General features: G+C 67.0%; 20 protein-coding genes and 1 tRNA gene. 13 read left to right on the top strand and 8 right to left on the bottom strand.

The annotated features are described in order from the left end of the window. Window positions 1–154: 154 nt before the first annotated feature. Window positions 155–1,378: an NsdA family TPR-like regulatory protein gene (locus ABD292_RS17895; RefSeq protein ID WP_344208472.1), complete on the bottom strand. Its 1,224-nt coding sequence runs from the start codon at window positions 1,376–1,378 to the stop codon at window positions 155–157. Window positions 1,379–1,482: 104 nt separating this feature from the next. Between ABD292_RS17895 and ABD292_RS17890 the strand changes: the two genes are divergently transcribed. Further along, complete coding sequence (locus tag ABD292_RS17890) at window positions 1,483–1,740, top strand: hypothetical protein (RefSeq protein ID WP_344208470.1); 258 nt, start codon at window positions 1,483–1,485, stop codon at window positions 1,738–1,740. Between the two features lie 221 nt (window positions 1,741–1,961). Here the strand turns inward: ABD292_RS17890 and ABD292_RS17885 are convergent, their stop codons facing one another. Next, complete coding sequence (locus ABD292_RS17885) at window positions 1,962–2,750, bottom strand: hypothetical protein (RefSeq protein ID WP_344208468.1); 789 nt, start codon at window positions 2,748–2,750, stop codon at window positions 1,962–1,964. Then, on the bottom strand, window positions 2,747–3,508 hold the full coding sequence (locus ABD292_RS17880) for a GntR family transcriptional regulator (RefSeq protein ID WP_344208466.1): 762 nt from the start codon (window positions 3,506–3,508) through the stop codon (window positions 2,747–2,749). Before ABD292_RS17880 ends, ABD292_RS17885 begins: the two co-directional genes overlap by 4 nt. 212 nt (window positions 3,509–3,720) lie before the next feature. On the opposite strand from ABD292_RS17880, the gene ABD292_RS17875 reads away from it, so the two are divergent. From ABD292_RS17875 to ABD292_RS17830, 10 genes are all read left to right on the top strand, one after another. After that, the gene (locus ABD292_RS17875) at window positions 3,721–3,909 is read left to right on the top strand and encodes a hypothetical protein (RefSeq protein WP_344208464.1); all 189 of its coding nucleotides are present in this window, start codon (window positions 3,721–3,723) and stop codon (window positions 3,907–3,909) included. Further along, complete coding sequence (locus ABD292_RS17870) at window positions 3,906–4,229, top strand: WhiB family transcriptional regulator (protein ID WP_344208462.1); 324 nt, start codon at window positions 3,906–3,908, stop codon at window positions 4,227–4,229. Before ABD292_RS17875 ends, ABD292_RS17870 begins: the two co-directional genes overlap by 4 nt. A gap of 175 nt (window positions 4,230–4,404) precedes the next feature. Further along, entirely contained in the window at window positions 4,405–4,629 is a 225-nt protein-coding gene (locus tag ABD292_RS17865; protein WP_344208460.1) for a hypothetical protein, read from the top strand. 35 nt (window positions 4,630–4,664) lie between these two features. After that, window positions 4,665–5,651 carry a DUF2637 domain-containing protein gene (locus ABD292_RS17860; RefSeq protein WP_344208458.1) on the top strand — a complete coding sequence of 329 codons (987 nt, stop codon included), beginning with the start codon at window positions 4,665–4,667 and terminating at the stop codon, window positions 5,649–5,651. 217 nt (window positions 5,652–5,868) lie between these two features. Continuing rightward, window positions 5,869–8,058 carry a cell division protein FtsK gene (locus tag ABD292_RS17855; RefSeq protein WP_344208456.1) on the top strand — a complete coding sequence of 730 codons (2,190 nt, stop codon included), beginning with the start codon at window positions 5,869–5,871 and terminating at the stop codon, window positions 8,056–8,058. 142 nt (window positions 8,059–8,200) lie between these two features. Beyond that, window positions 8,201–8,452 carry a hypothetical protein gene (locus tag ABD292_RS17850; protein ID WP_344208454.1) on the top strand — a complete coding sequence of 84 codons (252 nt, stop codon included), beginning with the start codon at window positions 8,201–8,203 and terminating at the stop codon, window positions 8,450–8,452. An 18-nt stretch (window positions 8,453–8,470) separates the two neighbouring features. After that, complete coding sequence (locus ABD292_RS17845) at window positions 8,471–9,358, top strand: bifunctional DNA primase/polymerase (RefSeq protein WP_344208452.1); 888 nt, start codon at window positions 8,471–8,473, stop codon at window positions 9,356–9,358. After that, window positions 9,355–10,485 carry an AAA family ATPase gene (locus ABD292_RS17840; RefSeq protein WP_344208450.1) on the top strand — a complete coding sequence of 377 codons (1,131 nt, stop codon included), beginning with the start codon at window positions 9,355–9,357 and terminating at the stop codon, window positions 10,483–10,485. The genes ABD292_RS17845 and ABD292_RS17840 overlap by 4 nt, the downstream gene beginning before the upstream one ends. Then, window positions 10,482–10,703, top strand: a complete 222-nt coding sequence (locus tag ABD292_RS17835; RefSeq protein WP_176903345.1) for a helix-turn-helix domain-containing protein — start codon at window positions 10,482–10,484, stop codon at window positions 10,701–10,703. The genes ABD292_RS17840 and ABD292_RS17835 overlap by 4 nt, the downstream gene beginning before the upstream one ends. After that, on the top strand, window positions 10,703–11,851 hold the full coding sequence (locus tag ABD292_RS17830) for a tyrosine-type recombinase/integrase (RefSeq protein ID WP_344208447.1): 1,149 nt from the start codon (window positions 10,703–10,705) through the stop codon (window positions 11,849–11,851). The genes ABD292_RS17835 and ABD292_RS17830 overlap by 1 nt, the downstream gene beginning before the upstream one ends. A gap of 349 nt (window positions 11,852–12,200) precedes the next feature. Here ABD292_RS17830 and ABD292_RS17825 read toward each other — a convergent pair whose 3' ends face one another. The 4 genes from ABD292_RS17825 to ABD292_RS17810 form a co-directional block, all read right to left on the bottom strand. Beyond that, a complete protein-coding gene (locus ABD292_RS17825; RefSeq protein ID WP_344208445.1) occupies window positions 12,201–13,478 on the bottom strand; it encodes a hypothetical protein in 1,278 nt (425 codons plus the stop codon). Further along, entirely contained in the window at window positions 13,475–14,653 is a 1,179-nt protein-coding gene (locus ABD292_RS17820) for a hypothetical protein (protein ID WP_344208443.1), read from the bottom strand. The genes ABD292_RS17825 and ABD292_RS17820 overlap by 4 nt, the downstream gene beginning before the upstream one ends. 238 nt (window positions 14,654–14,891) lie before the next feature. Continuing rightward, window positions 14,892–14,965 (bottom strand) — tRNA-Pro (locus ABD292_RS17815). Between the two features lie 65 nt (window positions 14,966–15,030). Continuing rightward, window positions 15,031–15,897, bottom strand: coding sequence for a metallophosphoesterase (locus ABD292_RS17810; protein ID WP_344209097.1), 867 nt, complete (start codon window positions 15,895–15,897; stop codon window positions 15,031–15,033). Between the two features lie 89 nt (window positions 15,898–15,986). On the opposite strand from ABD292_RS17810, the gene ABD292_RS17805 reads away from it, so the two are divergent. Next, a complete protein-coding gene (locus ABD292_RS17805) occupies window positions 15,987–16,445 on the top strand; it encodes a GatB/YqeY domain-containing protein (RefSeq protein ID WP_344208441.1) in 459 nt (152 codons plus the stop codon). Window positions 16,446–16,591: 146 nt separating this feature from the next. On the opposite strand, the gene ABD292_RS17800 is transcribed toward ABD292_RS17805, so the two are convergent. Further along, a complete protein-coding gene (locus tag ABD292_RS17800; protein ID WP_344208439.1) occupies window positions 16,592–18,865 on the bottom strand; it encodes a transglycosylase domain-containing protein in 2,274 nt (757 codons plus the stop codon). Window positions 18,866–19,109: 244 nt separating this feature from the next. Between ABD292_RS17800 and ABD292_RS17795 the strand changes: the two genes are divergently transcribed. After that, the gene (locus ABD292_RS17795; protein ID WP_020542548.1) at window positions 19,110–19,406 is read left to right on the top strand and encodes a WhiB family transcriptional regulator; all 297 of its coding nucleotides are present in this window, start codon (window positions 19,110–19,112) and stop codon (window positions 19,404–19,406) included. Window positions 19,407–19,414: the final 8 nt, after the last annotated feature.

The raw sequence follows: 19,414 nt of genomic DNA, 5'->3' as shown, positions 1-19,414 counted from the left end.
GCGAGTTCTTGCTGTTTCAGCCCTAGGGTATTCGGTCGTTCCGTTACTCAGAGACAGCGGTAGATGTCACTGTCCCTGAAGTGTCCTCTCCCGTGGCGCGCCCATCCGCATGTCGGAAGCGGATGAGGGACGGCAGGGACAGCAGGGACACTGGCTAAGGCTTCGGCTCTCGCAAGGAGTCTTGGATCGCCTCCGCGCCGAGAGCACCGGCCGAGGCCAGCTCGTAGGCGGTGCATTGGAGTTCGGCCACGGCGTAGGCGTTGAGCGTCGTGGCGTCTGGGATGACCTTTAGAGCTGTGGCCACTGCGGCTTCAGCGTCGCCTTGGATGGCCTGGGCACGGGCGAGGCAGGCTTCGTACCAGGCTCGGTCGCGACGGTAGTGGCCGGGCAGGGTGGACAGGCCTCGTTCGAGATAGTCGGCGGCGCGGCGGCCGTCGCCAAGCTCCAGCTCGGCCATGCCGCGTTGCATGAGAAACCACCCCTCATCGTAGAAATACATCCACGGGGGCTCGTCTTCGGCGTGCTCGGCCGCGCGCCGGATGAGGTCTTCGGCCTTTCCGAGCATGGTGCGTGCGGCGTTGGCCTCGCCCATCTGGGCGTGGCCGCGTCCGGCCATCTGGGCGGCCATGCCTTGAACGCCGGATGTGGTGCGGCCGTCGTGCCAACGGGCGGCTTCGGCCAGGCGCACGCAGCGGTGCGGATCGCCGAGGCTCCATGCCTGGTGGGCGCGCATGTTGAGGGTGGTGGCGGCTAGGCGGGAGTCGCCGGCCTCGATGGCCCAGGCGTGGGAGCGGTCGTACCAGGCCAGGGCGCTGGCGTGCTGGCGGGAATCGTGGCACATCCAGGCGATGAACTGGGCGTACTGGGCCAGCACGGCGATGGCTCGGTCGGCGAGCTGGCCTCGGGCGCCTCGGGCCAGGTCGGCGACGGTGGACAGTTGAGCGTGGACGAGGGGCAGCAGAGGGCGGCTGCCGATGGTGTCCTCAATGCGGCGATGCTCGGCCAGGCAGTGTTCCAGCCATTGCACGGTGGCCAGGTCGACGCGGCGCGGCTGCTCGATGGCGCGGGTGATGCGCTCGTACAGATCTGGGTCCGGAGCCAGGGAAGGCAGGGCGAGCGCGGGAACTGGGGTGGTGGTCGTGCCGAAGAGCTGTTCCTCGGCCAGATCGAAGGCGGCGCAGTAGAGCCGGGTGTAGAAGGCGTCCGGCCTGTGCTCGCCGGTCTCGTGGCCCCGGATGCGCCGGATGAGGCTGTCCACCTCCGGCAGAGGCTTGTCTGACAGGCGGGCGAGTTCGCGGGCCAGATCGCGCTGTGACCAGCCGCGCGTTTTGCGGGCTGCGAGCAGGCGGGCGGCCCAGAGCGGGGCGGGCTCGTTCATCCGGCACACCTCCGAGGGGAGAGGAACGGACACGGGGCGGACATCCCAAGTCGCCGCTCGGTGTCCTCTGTTGAGCTGTTACCGCCTGTAGCTGGGATGTATGCATGTTCGGCGACAGCGACGGTTTCTACGAGTGGGCGGCCAGCGACGCGTTCGGCCGGGGCGCGTGCGGTGTCACGGGTGAGCATGAACGGGCAGTCGCCATGTTGAGGCAGTCGCTTGCTTCGCTGGCTCCCGGGGCCACGGGCGTGGTCCGCGTGGTACGGCTGGACCGCCTGGCCCGGCAGCCTTCCTACGTCTACGGCCCTACCATGCTGCGCTTGCGGCGCGCTAAGCAGGCCGTGATCGCCCCAGGTGAGTGAACCTCCGTGGAGGAGTGGGAGCCGTACGTGCAGCGCGGCGGCACGCTGCGGGTGCAGCAGACCTCGTGCTGCGGGGAGTACGAGTGGTGCTGTGAGAGCGGCCTGTACTTCGTCCTGCGCCGCAGCGGCGAAGGCTACGAGGCTACGCGCCGGCGACGCCATGCCGAGGCATGGCCTGTCTGGGAAGCCCTCATCCGTAATCATCGGCACACGTCCCGGCGTTAGAGCGACGGCAGGCCCACCAGTTCGGACTGCGACAGGACACGCCCCTCTGCGGGCAAGAGCCGATAGACCGCCTCACGGATCGCCTCGTCTCGTACGCGTGCGACGAACTCCTCGGGAGTGCCGCCGCACAGACGGCGCAGTTCGGGGGAGTCGTCCAGAAGGCTCTGAATCAACGTCGGTTGATCGACCAAGCGTCGAGCCTGCCCGTCCCCGTCCGACAAGCAGCCGTGGCGACCCACGTAAACGAAGCACGGCGGCAGCCGGACGCCGGATTCCAGGGTCACGGCGTGGCGGTCGGCGGACAGGAGCCGACGCCAGTAGTTGGGTTCGGTGACGTCCAGCGTTGCCAGCTCGCGTTCGTCGAGCCAGAGCACGAACAGCCGCGAGGTCTCGCCCGGTGTCTCCACCGGCACCGCGGGCACGTACCCCCATCGGTTCACATGGGCTGAAACACCAGGCGCGATGCCCTCGACGTCGGCCAGGGTCATGGGTATGACCGGCCGGATCGAGTGGCTCACGAACTTGCGCCGCATCTGGCTGGGCGAGGCGTTGGAGCCCACTGCCACCACCGGATAGCGATCCGACATGGGGGAACAGCCAAGCCGCACCAAGAGCTTGCCCAGTGTCTCGTCCCCGGCCTGCCACTCCTCGGTCGGAGTCCCGCCAACGGGGAGCAGCGGCAGGTACTCGTCGTCCACCAGGACGCCGGAGGTGGTGGGGATGCGGCCCGGATAGGTGAGGGGGCGCGCCATGGGATCGTCGTGAAAGAGATCTGCCTCGGTCACGAGGCGTCCAGCTCGTAGACGAGGGTGTGCCGGTCTCCCGGTGCGACCGTGATCATGACACGTACGGGGCGGCCTTCGGCGTCGTAGCCGGTGCGCATGTGCTCGGCCACAGGGGTGCCGGCGGGCAGCCCGAGCCGGGCGGACTCGTCCTTGGTTGGCATTCGGATCTGGATCTCGTCCACCAGCCGCGTCTGCCCTCGCCCGATGGACGCCAGTAGACCGCCAGGGGCGCTCACGTCCTTCGGCTGCATCAGCGGGGTGCCCCTGGCGATGTCCTCGGGGAAGTAGCTGTCGGCCGTCTGGAAGGGCACGTCGTCCACGTACCGGACTCGACGCCGAACCACCACGATGTCCTTCTCGGCGTCGAGGTTGAGGCGTTCGGCGACCGCTGGTGGTGGAATCTCCAGGCCGACGCTGACTTCCTGGAGAGGGACGCGGCCTTGCTCCTGGACCTCGGTGGCCCAGGCGTCCGCGTCGGCGCTGTGGTTGCTCTGGTTCTCGAAGTGGGAGAGGTGCCAGCGCAGGCGTGTCTGTGAGCGAACGGTACGGCCGCGGCCTCGCCCGCTGCTGAGCAGCCCTTCGTTGGTGAGCTGTTGCAGCGCTTGCCGGACAGTCTGCCGCGACACGCCGTGCGTCTCTGCGAGTTCCTGTTCTGGCGGCACCGTGTCGCCCGGTGCCAGTTCACCCCGCTCTATCGACGTACGCAGGGCATCCGCGACGCGTTCGTAGAGCGCGCGGGAGTCAGATCCGGTTGGCACGGGAGTCCTCCTTGGGCGACTTGTACGTACTCACCGTACCAAGACGCTTGACAGTGAGCGAGCAATCACGGAGAGTACGTACACAGCACGGAGTACGGAGAGTACGTACTTAGCTCGACGGGCTTCGTGTGCCAACAGAAAAGCCGGAGTGCGGTCCTGGTCGCCAAACGAGATCCGCACCCCGGCGCCCCTTCAAGAGAGGTGTCTTCATCATGACCTACGGGTCCAAGAACCTGCAGTACGTCACCATCCCGGCCGAAGTCGTCCAGTGGATGTGCCTGGTGTGCGAGGGCATCGAGGAGACCGCGCACGGCTATGAGCCGCCGTCGCCGCTCCTGTGCCCGTCGTGCATCCGGCTCGCCCTGGCCGAGTCGCTGCGCGCCCTGGGCGTGAAGCTGTGACGGCCCACGAGAGCGCGCCGATCCGCGCCGACAAGCTGACCGACCTGCTGGACGACCTCATCAACGTCGCCCCGGCCTGTGACGCCGGCCAGGCCGATCTCTTCATCGGTCCCGTAGACGAGCCCGACGAGGAGCGGCAGCGGCGCGAAGTCCAGGCCAAGGCCATCTGCCTCGGCTGCCCGGCACGTGCCGCGTGTCTGGCCTACGCCCTGGCGCTCAACCCGGACGAAGGCGTCTGGGCTGGCTACACCGCCACCGAACTGGAGGGCCTGAACCGGCTGCTCGCCTTCGTCCCGCCGACCAGGCGGGAGGTGGCCTGATGAGCTGCCGCTTCCAGTGCCTCGACTGCGGCACCCGATCGGCCAGCCCCTACGGCTGCCGCCGCTGCGGTGCCTCTGCCGGACGCCAACTCCAGCGCTGCGCCGCTCACGGCGTGCGCTGCACGCCCGGCTGCCGCGTCTGTCGCCTGCTCACCCGTTCCCAGTGGAGCTGACCATGATCTCCGTCCTCGTCTACCTGCTGGTCTTCCTCGCCGGAGGACTGTTCATCGAACTCGTACGCATGAGCCAGGAGCGCTACCGGCAGTGGCAGGTCTCGCGCGCCACCATCCGCCAGGGCGGCTCCCTGGAGGTCGTCGCCCGAGGCTGGGCCGCATCCCCACGCAACTGGTGCAACAAGCCCGGCTGCCCGCGCTGCTGGGGACGGCGGTGGGGCCGATGACCCCCATCCACAACTCATCGGACGGAGCATCTGCCATGCCTACCGCCAGCCCGCGCCCGCTCTCGGAAGGAGAGCGGACCCTGATCTCCGTCACCGCCGCTGCTGTCGGTGTGCTGGGCCTGATCGGGTTCATCATCTCGTTCGCCACCGTCATGGAGGCGGCCAAACCCACCTTCGGCCCGCTCGCCTTCATGCTGCCCCTGGGGGTGGACCTGGGCATCGCGGTGTTCTCCGCTCTGGACATCGTCCTGGCCCGGCTCGACATGCGGGTGCGCTGGCTCCGCTTCATCCCGTGGACGCTGACGGCCGCCACCGTCTACCTCAACATCGCCGCCTACGCCGACGCACCTGGCGGGCCTGACTGGTTCGCCGTCGTCGCCCACGCAATCCTGCCCGGCCTGTGGGTGGTGGCCGTCGAGATCGGCACACACGCCGTACGCAAGCGCGCCCACCTGGCCAGCCCGTCCCGCCGACTCGACAGCATCCGCGTGTCGCGCTGGCTGCTGTCCCCGCTGCCCACGTTCGCGCTGTGGCGGCGCATGGTGCTGTGGGAGGTGCGCTCCTACCCCGAGGCCCTGCACCGCGAGCGGGAACGCATCCTGGCCAAGACCGACCTGCAAGACCGGTACGGCCGCCTGTGGCAGTTCAAGGCCACTCGCCGCGAGCGAGCCATGTACAAGCTCGGCGAGTTGGCCCCGGTCGGCGCGCAGACGGCCCCGCTTCCGCCGCCGTCTCCGGTGCGCCCGGCCCTGGCCGCCGCGCCTGTCCGGAAGCCGTCGTCCCGCAGGCCCAAGGCACGGAAGAGCACTCGTCCGGCTGTCGCCCCGTCCGAGGTGGACGAGTTGATGCCGCTGGGCTGGCAGATCGCCGCCGACCACGAGACGCGCGGCATCACGCTCACGCGGGACCGACTGCGCGACGCAGTCCGCCAGACCGGCCGATCCATCTCCACCGACCGCGCGGGCGCATTGCTTGCCCGCCTGCGCACCGAGACCCGTCCGACAGCACAGGAGGCAGCTTGATGGACCTCGCCCTCGCCCACCCATCGACCGGCGACCCGCCACCGGTCGGACCGCACGGACCGACCGCCAACACCACCACGACAGCCCGCGCTGACGAGACGCGGTCCGACCGCGCATCGTCCCTGATCAAGCCAGTACGGGACGCGGCCTCATCCGCCAAGACTCCGGCCGCGCCCCGCAACCCCGCAACCGCCAAGGCACACGAGGTGCACACATCATGACGCATCACCCGCACGACCACGAAGACCACTCCGAGGAGGACGAGCCGACCGCTCTCGGTGGCGAGGTCGTCCCGCTGGACCCACGCCGCCGCGCCCGCCACGCGGACGAGCAGGAGCCCGACCGCGACGAGGACGAGTTCTTCGACCGCGAGACGATCGCCGTCGAGGGCACGGTCCTCGGACCTCCGGTCGACCCGCCCGACGAGGACCTGCCCTACCGGCCTGGCAACGACCGGCACCGTGCCCCGATCATCCCGGCCACGCTGCGGTCCTGGCGAGGCACACGCTCCATGCTGGTCTGGGCGGCCAAGGACGCCGGGTACGTCGTCGGCTACCACGCCGTGCGCGCGCCCAAGTACGCCGCCAAGGCCACCATGTACGCCCCGATCGGGTTCTTCCGCGCCACGGGCAAGCTGCTGCACTGGGCCACCGCCGAGGAGGGCAACTGGGCGCTACGCCAGTACGCCGCCGACCGCAACGACCCGGAGATGTGGCTCAAGCTCGATCGGCAACGCCAGCGCCAGTCCCGCTGGCGCTGGTCGATCGTGGCCACTCTCGCCGTGACGGCCCTGATAGGCCTGCTCGTCTTCCTGCTCGCCGACATCCCGACGTGGGGCCGCCTGCTGACCGTCGCCGTGGCCATGCCGGTGCTGGCTCGCGCCGGTAGGCCCACGGACAAGCCCATCACCGACCGCGTATCCGAGGGACCTCGCTACCGCAAGCTCACCGCCGAGCTGGTCCGCCGCGCGCTGCTGTCCTGCGGCATCTCCGGCATCAACCAGGCCGTCAGCAAGGACCCGAACGCCATCAGCTTCCCGACCGAGATCCACCGCGACGGCCCCGGCCACCTGGCCGTCGTGGACCTGCCCTTCGGCGTGGAGGCCGCCGACGTGGTGGCCCGCAGAGGCCGGCTGGCCTCCGGCATGCGGCTCCCGCTCGACCAGGTCTGGCCCGAGCCGGGCGACGGCCACCCCGGACGACTGTCGCTCTGGGTCGGCTACGAGCCCGCGTCCCAGATGAAGCAGCCCGCCTGGCCGCTGCTCAAGGACGGCAAGGTGGACGTCTTCAAGCCGTTCCCGTTCGCCACCACGCCGCGCATGGACACGGTCAACGCCGCCCTGATGTTCCGTAACTGGCTCGTCGGAGGCCAGCCCGGCTCCGGCAAGACCTTCGCCCTGCGCCTGGCCGTCCTCGCCGCCAGCCTGGACCCGCGTGCCGAACTGCGCATCTACGAACTCAAGGGCGTCGGCGACTTCAAGGTCCTGGAGCCGGTCTGCACCGAGTACGGCAACGGCTTCGATGACGAGACCATAGCCCGCTGCGCCGGGATGATCCGCTGGCTCTACAAGGAGTGCGAACACCGCTCCAAGCGCATCGCCCACTACGCCCAGCTCGGCAAGGCCCCGGAGAACAAGGTCACCCCGGAACTCGCTTCGTTCAAGGGCTCCGGCCTGCACCCGCTGATCGTCGCCATCGACGAGATCCAAGAGCTGTTCCTGCACCCCAAGTACGGCAAGGAAGCCGGAGAGATCCTGGAGAAGGTCATCAAGCTGGGCCGTGCCCTAGGCGTGATCCTGCTGATCGGCACCCAGATCCCGGACAAGGACAGCCTGCCGACCGGCATCACCCGCAACGTCAACACCCGCTACTGCATGAGCGTCGCCGACCAGGTCGCCAACGACATGATCCTCGGCACCTCGATGTACAAGCAGGGCTACCGCGCCACCATCTTCGAGCCGGTCAAGGAGGCCGGTTGGGGCATCCTGTCCGGCCTCGGCAAGCCCGCCGCCCGCCGCTCCTTCGAGGTGGACACCGACAAGGCCAAGCACGTCGTGGCCCGCGCCATGCAGCTGCGCGGGTTGGCCGGCACCCTGCCCGAGGCAGGCACCCAGACCCGCACCGACGCACCCACCTTCGACCTGCTGACCGACCTCGCCCAGATCTGGCCCGCAGGCGAGACGGCCGCCTGGAACGAGGCCCTGTGCGCCCGCCTGGCCGAACTCCGGCCCGACTTCTACACCGGCTGGGCCTCCGAACAGCTCACCACCGCACTCAAACCGCACGGCGTACCCGTCCAGGCCATCGGCCGCCGCATCGACGGCAAGGCCATCACTCGGCGAGGCATCCGCCTGGACGACCTCACCGGCGCCATCGCGGAACGTAACCGCCGAACCGGCACCGAGTAACCCGCCCGAGGGCTGCTAGCGCTAGCGGCTGACCCTGCTATCGCTAGCAGCCCCGCTAGCACCCGAAATCAGCCCTGGCCAGGGCGTTAGCACGCTAGCGCCCTCGCTTGACGACACCCAAAAACGGCTCAGGAGGCCCGTCATGACCCCTGCCCACTTCATCGCTAGCGCCGTGATCGTCACTGTCCTGCTCGTCACCGTCCGTTACATCGCCCAGTGCTACATCCGGCCCTTTCGCCGCTGCCGCGCATGCCACGGCAAGGGCCGCAAGCCCAACCGCATTGGACGCGGCACCCACGACTGCCGCCGCTGCCGTGGCACCGGCCTACGCCTGCGGATCGGCCGCCACCTCTGGAACCACGCCCGCGCCCTGCACCGCGACGCCACCCGCTGAACGCCGAACGGAGCGCCTATGACCACTGCGAACCTGACCCGCTACGCCCTCGCGGCCGCCGCCCGAGGCTGGCACGTCTTCCCGCTCGCCCCGAACGGCAAGACCCCGCCCCGCGGCTTCACCGCCTGGCAGAACCGCACCACCACCGAACCGGCCACCATCCACCGCATCTGGCAGCACCGGTACAACCTCGCCATCGCGACCGGCCCGTCCGGCTTGGTCGTCATCGACCTGGACCGGCCCAAGCTCGGCGAGCAGCCGCCACCGGAGTGGAACCGACCCGGCATCAACGACGGCGCGGACGTCTTCGCCGCGCTCTGCGAGCAGGCCGGACAGCCGCTCCCGCTGGAGACCTTCCAGGTCCGCACCCGACGCGGCGGCCTGCACCTGTACTTCACCGCACCGGAAGGAGCCACCCTGACCAACACCCGAGGCAGCCTCGGCTGGCTCATCGACACCCGCGCCAATGGCGGCTACGTCGTCGGCCCCGGCAGCCGCGTCACCGACGAGAATGGCAGCGGCACCTACGCAGTCCTGCACCCAATCACACCGGCTCCGCTCCCGGCCTGGCTGGTCGAACGTCTACGCCCGGCCCCGCTGCCGCCCCAGAAGCCGGTCACGGTGCCGCTCGCCGCCGACCGGCGCGGCTCCTACATCCGCGCCGCCGTCCTCGGCGAGCTGAGCCGGGTGACCAGCTCACCACCGCACGGCCACAACAACGCTCTCTATCTCGCCGCCGTCGCCCTCGGCCAGCTCGTCGCCGGAGGTGAGCTGAACGCCGCCGCCGTCACGTCGTGGCTAACCGAGGCAGCCACGCAGATCGGCCAGCCCTACGGCGAGGCCCAGCGCACCATCGCCTCCGGCCTGCGCGCCGGAGCCCGCCGTCCCCGGACGGTGGCCGCATGACCAACGACCGCACCACTCACCTGCACCTGGTCAACGGTGATGCCGTCCAAGCACCCGCCCAGGCCGTCCCATTCCGCACCTCGTGGACCGCCGACGAACTCATGGCCATGACCTTCCCGGAGCCCCGCTGGGCCGTCCCCGGCATCATCGCCAAAGGACTCAGCCTCCTGGCAGGCCCGCCCAAGGTCGGCAAGTCCTGGCTCAGCCTCGGCCTGGGCGTCGCCGTCGCCAGCGGCGCCAAGGCCCTGGAAGCCATCGAGGTGGAGCCCGGCCCGGTGCTCTACCTCGCCCTGGAGGACACCGCACGCCGTCTCCAGAACCGCATGGGCAAGATCCTGGGCGGCCAGCCCGCGCCTAAGGACCTGACCCTGGCCACCACCTGCCCCACCCTGCCGCAGGGCGGGGAAGAGGCCATCGGCCGCTGGCTCGACCGCCACGGCAACGCCCGCCTGGTCGTCATCGACGTGTTCGCTAAGATCCGGGGCAACACGCCTCCCGGGCTGTCCGCCTACGACGCCGACTACGCCGCCATGAGCCGTGCCAAGCGCCTGGCCGACACCTACGGCGTCGCCGTCGTCCTGGTCCACCACGTCCGCAAGATGGCCTCCGAAGACTTCCTCAGCGAGGTCTCCGGCACCAACGGCCTGGCCGGTGCAGCGGACGCCACCCTCGTCCTCAAACGCGCCCGTGGCACTGCTGACGGCGTCCTGCACGTCACCGGCCGCGACGTCGAAGAGGCCGAGCACGCGATGGCCTTCCAACCGGCCGCCGGCCTCTGGCACCTCCTGGACGGCCCACCCGAAGACCACACCCTGTCCGACACCCGCGCCACCATCATCCGCCACGTACGTCAGCACCCAGGCAGCACACCCAAGGCCATCGCCGAGGGCACCGGCCTGTCCTACGAGAACGTCCGCAAGACCTGCCAGCGCATGAACGCCGACGGCCAGCTCTGCGTCAACGCCACCGGCCACTACCGCCTGCCCGGCACACCGCCGGGAGACGTCCCCGGCGTACCGCCTGTCCCTGCACACACCACGACCAGCACCAACGCCCACACCCACGAGGGACAACCGGCCCTGCTGCCCGTCCCCGCTGTCCACGCCGACGAGGAGACCCACCAGTGACCACCTCGACGCCGGACAGTGTCCGGCTCGCCGACACCCAGCTCTACCGCGTCACCGACGTCATGCGCCTGCTCCGCATGAGCCGCACCGTCATTTACGACCAGATCCGCACCGGCCGCCTGCGCTCCGTCAAGCAGGGCCGCGCCCGCCTCATCACCGCCAGCGCCATCCGCGACTACATTGCCCTCCTGGAAAAGGAAGCAGAGGAAGCAGCCTGATGACCAAGCGACGCAGCAGGGGAGACGGCGGCCTCCACTGGGACGACAAGCGCCAACGCTGGATCGCCACCGCCAGCCTCGGCTACGACCCCAGCGGCAAGCGCATTGTCAAGCGGGGCAGCGGCAAGACCAAGACCGAAGCCAAGAACAAGCTCAAGGAAGTCCTCCGCGACTACGAAGACGGCCTGGCCATCGCTCCGGCCGACTACACCGTGGAGCGCGCGGTGAACGACTGGCTGGCCTACGGCCTGAACGGTCGGGACCCCGCCACGGTGAAGACCTGCACGATCCTGTGCAGGACCCACATCATCCCTGCCTTGGGCGCTCGGAAGCTCCGGGACCTCAGTGCGGAAGATGTGGATAAGTGGCTCGCCACCAAGGCGAAGGAACTCAGCACACGGACTCTTCAGGGTCTCCACGGGTGCCTGAATCGGGCGATCAAACGAGCGATGGCGCGGGACAAGGTCAAGCGCAACGTGGTGGCGCTGTGCTCGGTCCCGAAAGGCAAGTCGGGACGCCCCTCCAAGGCCCTAACCTTGGCTCAGGCTGAAGCCGTACTCGTGGCCGCCAAGGGCTCAAAGATGTACGCCTACATCGTGCTGTCCCTGCTCACCGGCGCGCGTACGGAGGAGTTGCGAGCGCTCACATGGGATCACGTGGACCTGGATGGCGATCCGGATGCAAGCCCGCCAATCCCACCGCACGTAGCGGTATGGCGCTCGGTACGGGCCGGGGGAGACACCAAGACCCAAAAGTCCCGTCGCACGCTCGCCCTACCTCAACGCTGCGTTGACGTGCTGTCTCAAAGGCGAGAAGAACAGCAGCGAGACCGAGAGGATGAATGGTCAAGGAGCGATTTGGTATTCACATCGGCCACAGGCGCGCCCTTGGACGCAGCCAACGTGCGCCGCGACTTCCGCAAGGCCATACACAATGCGCGCGGTGTGGACTCGCGGGAATGGACACCGCGAGAACTGCGGCACAGCTTCGTCTCGCTGCTGTCGGACAACGGCATTCCGCTGGAAGAGATCTCTCGGCTCGTCGGACACAGCAGTACCGCCGTCACCGAGGCCGTGTACCGCAAACAAATTCGCCCTGTGCTTCAAGGTGGCGCTAAAGCAATGGACCGAATCTTTCACAGCGAGTAGGTGCGACACGCGAGGCCCCTTCCGATTATCGGATGGGGCCTTGTTATCACTGCGCTCGTGATCCCTGAGCAAGGGGCGTGCTGCCGATTACACCAACTACCGCTAGGAGAACTCGCAGAGATGAAAACTTCTTAGCCTTCATTAGTTTTGAGACCATTTGCCTGCATCCCTTCCAGAGTTCACGGATTTCCGGAACCAGCAATAGAGACGCGACGATGGGGCCGACCAGCGATAGTCGCGGACTCGAACCGAGACTCCCCTCATTCAAGGATCACGAACACTCCTCATCTTCACCTGTATTCGTTCGATCATTCTAATGAGTAGATTGAGCGCGTGTTACGCTGATCCCCTACGAAGAGCTGTTACTAGGTGGTTCTTCTGCGCTTTTTTTGTCCTCTTTGGAATCCGTATGATCAAGCGATAGCTGCTCTAGCTGGGAAGGTTCGCCCCCAGTAGCTTGCCTCTGAATTCCGGGAGTCGGTGAGGAATTGCTAGCGGCTGCATGATGCGTTGATGCTGGAGGTTCTTCTGCGAGCAGGTACGCGCGAACTCGCCATCTAAAGCCGGAGTCAAGCTGAGCAGTAGCTACGAGGAAGCCGCAGACATCGGCTACAAGTTTCGCTGCTACGGCATCGAAACTGCTCGAAAATGCGAATGCATCCGGAAGGGTGACGCGCGCTTTTGCTGCCGCGAAGGCTGTGGCCACTTCGGCGTAGCGTAGAGCCGTCTGCATCTGTCCGGGTCGCCGCAAAAGCCGGAAGACTAGATCCAGAAGCAGTTTGTAGTACGGGGGCAGATGATCCAGTTTCTTCGAGCTTTTGCTAGGCCGGAGCGTGACAAGGAGTCGCGCAACCTCTTGCTTTTCTTGTAGGTTGAGTACGCCGCCGAACATGTACTCCTGCAATCCTCGGTCGAGATTGCTGAGAAATGCTCCTCGAATATGAGTGATAGCTCGTATCAGAGTCAGCAAATAGAGCCAGCTAAGATCTATCAGGAGTGCGACATGAATCGGGTTTCTTGGATCAAGCACCCTATTGGCGCCACTTAGATGAGCGACCATCTGTACTAGATTGCGATAATCTTCGTACACCCAATAATCGAAGTTTCGATATTCGATTAGGTCATTGAGTTGCCTGTCAAGTTTTGTGAAGGCGGCTAGATGTGAAGCTGCGGCGGACGTGTCGAACAGCATCGCTAGAGGGTGCTCGCCATCGGGAATCGGTGGCCCATATTGGTCTTGAATGTTTTTCAGTTCGATCCCGGGGAGTACGGTAATGCCAAGGCGTGCTGAGAGCTGCCTTGCTGCGTCCGTGACTTCGTGTTGCCGAACTAGATAGGCATGGTCGGCGCCGAAGAGGTCCGCAATGCCTCTCAGCCAAAACATGCGCGCAGTGCTTTCTTTCCGGCTCGTCTTGCAGTCGGCGATCTCTGCCGAGAGCCGGTGGCCTCCGACAACAGAAAAACCCAGAACGTCCAGGTCTGTGAACGTTTCGGGAGATCTGCTGCGGCCTGAAAATTCCCCGATCGGACTGAAGCCTCTGAGTGGAACGTCGAGACGGGTGCTGTACCCCATGCTCCAGAAAAGGCGTCGCGTCGCGACCTTCAGGTCAAGATCCAGTTCAGTCACTTCTCTGCCCTACCCATTGCAACTTCGAACACTTTTTCGAAGTGGCTGCTGCTTGGCATAGCCAGTTCTCTAGACCGATGCATGGTCTGAAGGGGGGCTACGTAACTGCCGGGCACATCCAGTGCGCTCCGCGCCTCAGAGTCGTCCACCCGGTTGCGGATCGCCTCGCCATGAGTGATCAGATCGCGCGCAAGGGTGAGGGCCTCACGGTTGTCAACGCTATCGACAAATGTGGGTACCACCCACGTTCCGCCGGGCAGGGTGTCGTCGGCAAAGTAGATCAGCCCTGCACGCACCATGAGTTCGTACTGACGCCGATGCGCACTATGAGGCTTGAGGAAGCCGCGGTTACGATCGAGAAGCTTGTCGATCACGGACACGAGTCCTTCTGGCGTGAGGCTGTTGTAGCCGCCATAGTGCTGGGCGCATCGCAGGCATGCGAGTACCGCGAGAGCCTTATCCACGACCGGCTTGCGTGCTACGAGCAGAGATTGATCGGCGCTGTACGGCAGAGCGGCGAACGGCTGCATCTTGCCGTTCGGCCGTCGTACAGCAGGAGCCATCACCAGACCGCGTGCGACCGCGTCGGTCAGGAACGGGAACTGGTCATTGCCAATCGGGAGCCCTTGCTCCGATCGCAGGGCTTCGAACTCGACCGCGAGTTTCTCTGGACCGTGATCACGAACCAGGTCCCCGAACAGCTCGGGATTCTCAAAGCCGAAGAAGGGGGAGTAGGCCAGATCCCCGTCTATGGTTCGCACCACTTGGACGAGACCGGAGCCTTCACCGATCTCCAGGAGACGCGGAACATCTGAGTGGTCCAGGCTAAGGCGATCTTCGAGTTCTTCTTTCGGTATGGGCTTCGCGGCCAGCGCCTCCACGACGGTCAGCATCTGCTGCTCAAGGATGCTGGGTTGGCGGTCGTTCCAGACGGTGCCGAGGCGCTCATAAAGGTTGTCGTAGAAGGGCACCGTCTCTGTAAAGGAGACGATCTTGCTTCCCTTGTGCTGCACTCCAGCTACGAAGCCGGCGTCTTCGAGGACGCCGACGACGTTGTTGAAAGCCAGGGGGGATACGTCCAGCTGGGCTGCCGCGACGGTCGCCAGGGCTTGCGCATCTTGAATCACGTCACGGCCACGGATCAGACCGGCCAGAGTTGCCGCCATGCCGACCACGCGTGTGTCTGTGAGGGGTGCGATGAGGGGGGAGTTGGGGTCCACGTTCCTAAGGCCAGAATGAACGTCCTGGCATCGGAGTCCCTGACGAAGAATCTCCATGACCGCTCCTCACGGGCATCTTGATCGAGGAGACCTAGGGAGCCACTAGCCCGAGTGCATGGGCTTAGTCACTCAGTTAGTCACTCAGTACGCGAACTGGCCTCCCTGATTCATCAGGAAGGCCAGTTCAGCTATGTCGGGGTGGCGGGATTTGAACCCACGACCTCTTCGTCCCGAACGAAGCGCGCTGCCAAGCTGCGCTACACCCCGTGCACGCGCCGATCGGTGCGTACCTGGAAAAGTCTAGCGGACTCCCAAGGTGGTTGTGACCGCCTTTAGGCGCGGCGCGGGACGAGGGTGAGGAGGGACGCCTCCGGGAAGCAGGCGAAGCGGGCCGGGGCGTACGGCGAGGTGCCGAGGCCGGCCGAGACGTGCAGCCAGGCGCCGTCGTGGCGGCTCAGGCCCTTCACCCTGGCCCGGTCGATGCCGCAGTTGGTGACCAGGGCGCCGTAGAAGGGGACGCAGAGCTGGCCGCCGTGCGTGTGGCCGGCCAGCAGGAGCTGGTAGCCGTCGGCGGCGAAGAGGCTCATGTTGCGCGGCTCGGGGGAGTGCATGACGCCGAGGCGGAGGTCGGCGTCGGCCGGGGCCGGGCCGGCGACCAGGTCGTAGCGGTCGCGGGAGATGTGGGAGTCGTGGATGCCGGCCACGGCCACGTCGAGGTCGCCGACCTTGATGCGGGCCGTGGTGTTGTTCATGTCGAGCCAGCCCTCGGCGGCCATCCCGGCGCCCAGCTCCTCCCAGGGGAGGCTGGGGACGTGCTGGCGGCGCTCGTTCTTGGAGGTGCGCCAGAGGTAGCGGGCCGGGTTCTTCGGCTTGGGGGCGTAGAGGTCGTTGGAGCCGTAGACGAACAGGCCGGGGCGGGAGAGCAGGGGCTCCAGGGCGTGCAGGAGCGAGGGGACGGCGTCCGGGTGCGCGATGGAGTCGCCGGTGTTGACGACGAGGTCGGGCTTGAGCTCGCCGAGCGAGCGGACCCACGTGATGAGCATCGAGCGGCGTGGCGTCAGATGCAGGTCGGACAGGTGGAGGATGCGCACCGGGCGCTGGCCGCGCTCCAGGACGGGCACGTCGAAGCGGCGCAACCGGAACCAGTTGCGCTCGACCACGGACGCGTAACCCAGCCCGGCCAGGCCGAGACCGAACATGGACAGGGGCACTGCGACGGCTTTCCTCACCCACTCATGATGCCTGACATCGGGCACGAGGTGTCCGCGCAGACGGCAAGATGGACCGCATGAGCGCATTGAAGGACAAGCTGAAGGCCGACCTCACGGCCTCGATGAAGAGCCGCGACGAGCTACGTCTGCGTACGATCCGGATGGCTTTGGCGGCGATCAACGTCGAGGAGGTCTCCGGCAAGGAGGCCAGGGAGCTTTCCGACGACGAGGTCATCAAGGTCCTCACGAAGGAGGCGAAGAAGCGCAAGGAGGCGGCCGAGGCGTTCGGCAACGCCGGGCGCGCCGAGCAGGCGCAGGCGGAGCTGGACGAGCAGGCGGTGCTGGAGGAGTACCTTCCCGCGCAGCTGTCCGACGAGGAGCTGGTGGTGCTCGTGGACGCGGCGATCGCGGAGACGGGCGCGTCCGGGCCGCAGGCCATGGGGCAGGTCATGAAGGCCGTGAACCCGAAGGTCGCGGGCAGGGCCGAGGGCGGGCGGGTGGCCGCCACCGTACGCGCCCGCCTCGCCGCCCAATAGCGCGATAGCCCAATAGCTCGATAGCCCCAGGCGGATCGGAGAGGCTTCGGCGGTGGCCGGAGCGGCTTCGGGCCCAGGAGAGGCGTTGCGGCGGCCACAGGGCCTCCTGGCGATGACAGGAGGCCCAGGCTCGGGAACCCGAGGGGTCAGTTGCCGCCGAAGCCCGGCTGGATGATCGGCCCGGCGTCGCCGCCCCGGTTTCGCCCGTTGTCGTCGCGGCCGCGCCCGCCGCCCCACCCGCGGTCGTCGTTGCCCGGCGGGTTGAAGATGTCGAACGGGTTGCCGCGGTCGCCCGGCTTCCTGTCGTCCTTCTCCTTCTTGGGCTTGGGCGCGCAGTGGTCGGTGCACCCGCCGAAGCGCGAGCGGTCCACCGGCGTGAAGTCGACCGGTTCGACCCCCTTCAGCGCCCCGATCATGGAGTCCTTCCAGATGCGCCCGGAGATCGACGCGCCGTACACGTACGAGTAGTAGCGCCCGCCGATGGTGATGCCGATGAGCTCGTGGTTCGCGGCGCCGCGCGGGTCGCCGAGCGAGACTGCGGAGGCCAGGTTGGGGGTGTAGCCGGCGAACCACGCGGACATGTAGTTGTCCGTCGTGCCGGTCTTGCCGGCCGCGTCGCGTCCGATGCCGCCGACCTCGGTCATCGTGCCCTTGGTGAACACCCCGGACAGGATGCCGCTGACCGCGTCGGCGACCTTCTCCTCCAGCACCTGGGAGCACTTCGGCTTGTACTGCTTGACCTTGCCGTTGCGGTCGGTGATCTCGGTGATCGCGAGCGGCTTGCAGTACTTGCCGCGCGAGCCGAACACCGCGTACGAGCTGGCGATCGTCACCGGGTCGACCTCGTTGACCCCCAGCGTGAACGTCTCCACCTCCGACAGCTTGTTGCCGTCGGCCCGCTTGACGCCGAGCTTCTTGGCCATCTTGACCGTGTCGCAGAGCCCGACCTTCTGCTCCAGCCGCAGGAAGAAGGTGTTGACCGAGCCCCAGGTGCCGCTCTCCAGGGTCTTGAAGCCGCCGCCGCCCTCGCTGGAGTTCGTGACGGTGTGGGAGGGGTCGCCGACGTTCTCGCCCTTGCAGTTCTTGAACGTGCTGTAGGCGTCGGCCTTGTAGCCGGCGGGGGCGGGGAAGCCGTCGCCGTACTTCAGCCCCTCCTCCAGGGCCGCGGCCAGCGTGTAGACCTTGGCCGTCGAGCCCTGCTGGAACCCGCGGCCGCCGCCGTGCGCGGCGTCGGCCACGATGTTGTAGCTCATCTCGTTCTTCTTCTTGCTCCCGCCGAACTTCCGCGAGGCGGCCATCGCCTTGATCTCGCCGGTGCCGGGAACGACCATGGCCTGCGAGGCCACGGGCTTGTCCTTGGTGGACACGTACTTCTTGATCGCCTTCTCGGAGGCGGCCTGCATCTTGGGGTCGATCGTGGTCTTGATCGTCAGGCCGCCCCGCTGGAGCAGCTTCCTGCGCTCGTCGGGGTTCTTGCCGAACTCGTCGTTGTTGAGGATCTCGTACTGCACGTAGAGGCAGAAGTACGGGTATTTGCTCTCTTCGCAGCCGCCCGGGAACTCGATGTCCTTGTAGCCGAGCTTCTTCTCCTTGGCCGCGGCGGCGTCCTGCGCCGAGATCTTGCCGATCTCGACCATCCGGTCGAGCACGGTGTTGCGCCGCTGCAGCAGCCGCTCGCGGGCCTCGGGGCCGACGTTGGGGTCGGTGCGCGCCGGGTTCTGGACGGCGCCGGCCAGCGTGGCGGCCTCGGCGAGGCTGAGCTTGGACGCGGGCTTGTCGAAGAAACGCCTGGCGGCGGCCTGGATGCCGTGGGCTCCGGCGCCGAAGTAGGCGATGTTGAGGTATTTCTCCAGGATCTGGTCCTTGGAGTATTTCTTCTCGATCGCCATCGCGTAGCGCAGCTCGGACAGCTTGCGGGAGACCGTGGGGGCGATGGCCGCCGCCTGCTCCTCCGGGGTCTCGGCCGCGTTGACCAGCACCTGCTTGACGTACTGCTGGGTGATCGAGGAGCCGCCCTGCGTCACGCCGCCGTTGGTGAGGTTCTTCACCAGCGCTCTGGCGGTTCCCTCCACATCGATCGGCCCGTGCTGGTAGAAACGGAAGTCCTCGATCGCGATCAGCGCCTCACGCATGATCGGCGCCACCTGGTCGAGGGTCACCGACTGGCGGTTCTCGTAGTAGAAGAGCGCGATCTGCTTGCCGTTGGCGTCCAGGATCTTCGTGCGTTCGGGAAGAGGCGGCTCGTCCAGCTCTTCCGGCTTGAGGTTGAGCCCCTCAAGCGCGCTCTTGGTCGACATCCCGGCTCCGCCGACCGCGGGCAGGGCGACGGCGGCCGCGAGCACCCCGGCCGCGGTCGCGGCGGTGATCAGTCGCACCAGGGTCAGGACGGGATTGGGCCGATCTTTGCGCTGCGCTTGCACGGTACCAAGGGTACGTCCAAAGGCTGACCGAATCGGTAGCCGCGCCACATTTCACCTTGACTGGGCCAGGTGACTAGTCATTCCCGGTCAACAGGGCCGCGAGAATTTGGTCCTCTGGGGGTCTGTCGGCCCGAACGTCTCGTTGCGTACGTTCTCTCTGCGGCAACTGAATAACGGAGGCTCGGCGCCCGCGCCCGTCGGCCCCAAATGACGACTGACCACCTAAGGGGAGTGGGGTCGAAAAATGTGGATCACGGATTGGACCTCCCGTGCCGCCTGTAAAGGTGCGGATCCGGATGCCCTGTTCGTGCAGGGCGCCGCGCAGAACAGGGCGAAGCTCATCTGCCGGGGTTGCCCGGTCCGTACCGAATGCCTCGCCGATGCGCTGGACAACCGCATCGAGTTCGGGGTGTGGGGCGGTATGACCGAACGCGAACGACGTGCGCTGCTGCGGCGGCGTCCAGACGTCGACTCGTGGCGAGAGCTGCTCGAGTCGGCGAAAGAAGAGTACGAGCGAACCAACGAGCTGATCGCGGGCTGATCCGGCCC

Origin of the sequence: Nonomuraea bangladeshensis (assembly GCF_039529455.1) — a bacterium.
Taxonomy (GTDB): domain Bacteria; phylum Actinomycetota; class Actinomycetes; order Streptosporangiales; family Streptosporangiaceae; genus Nonomuraea; species Nonomuraea bangladeshensis.
Note: the sequence above shows the minus strand (reverse complement) of the source record. Positions and strands in the feature narration are given on the sequence as shown.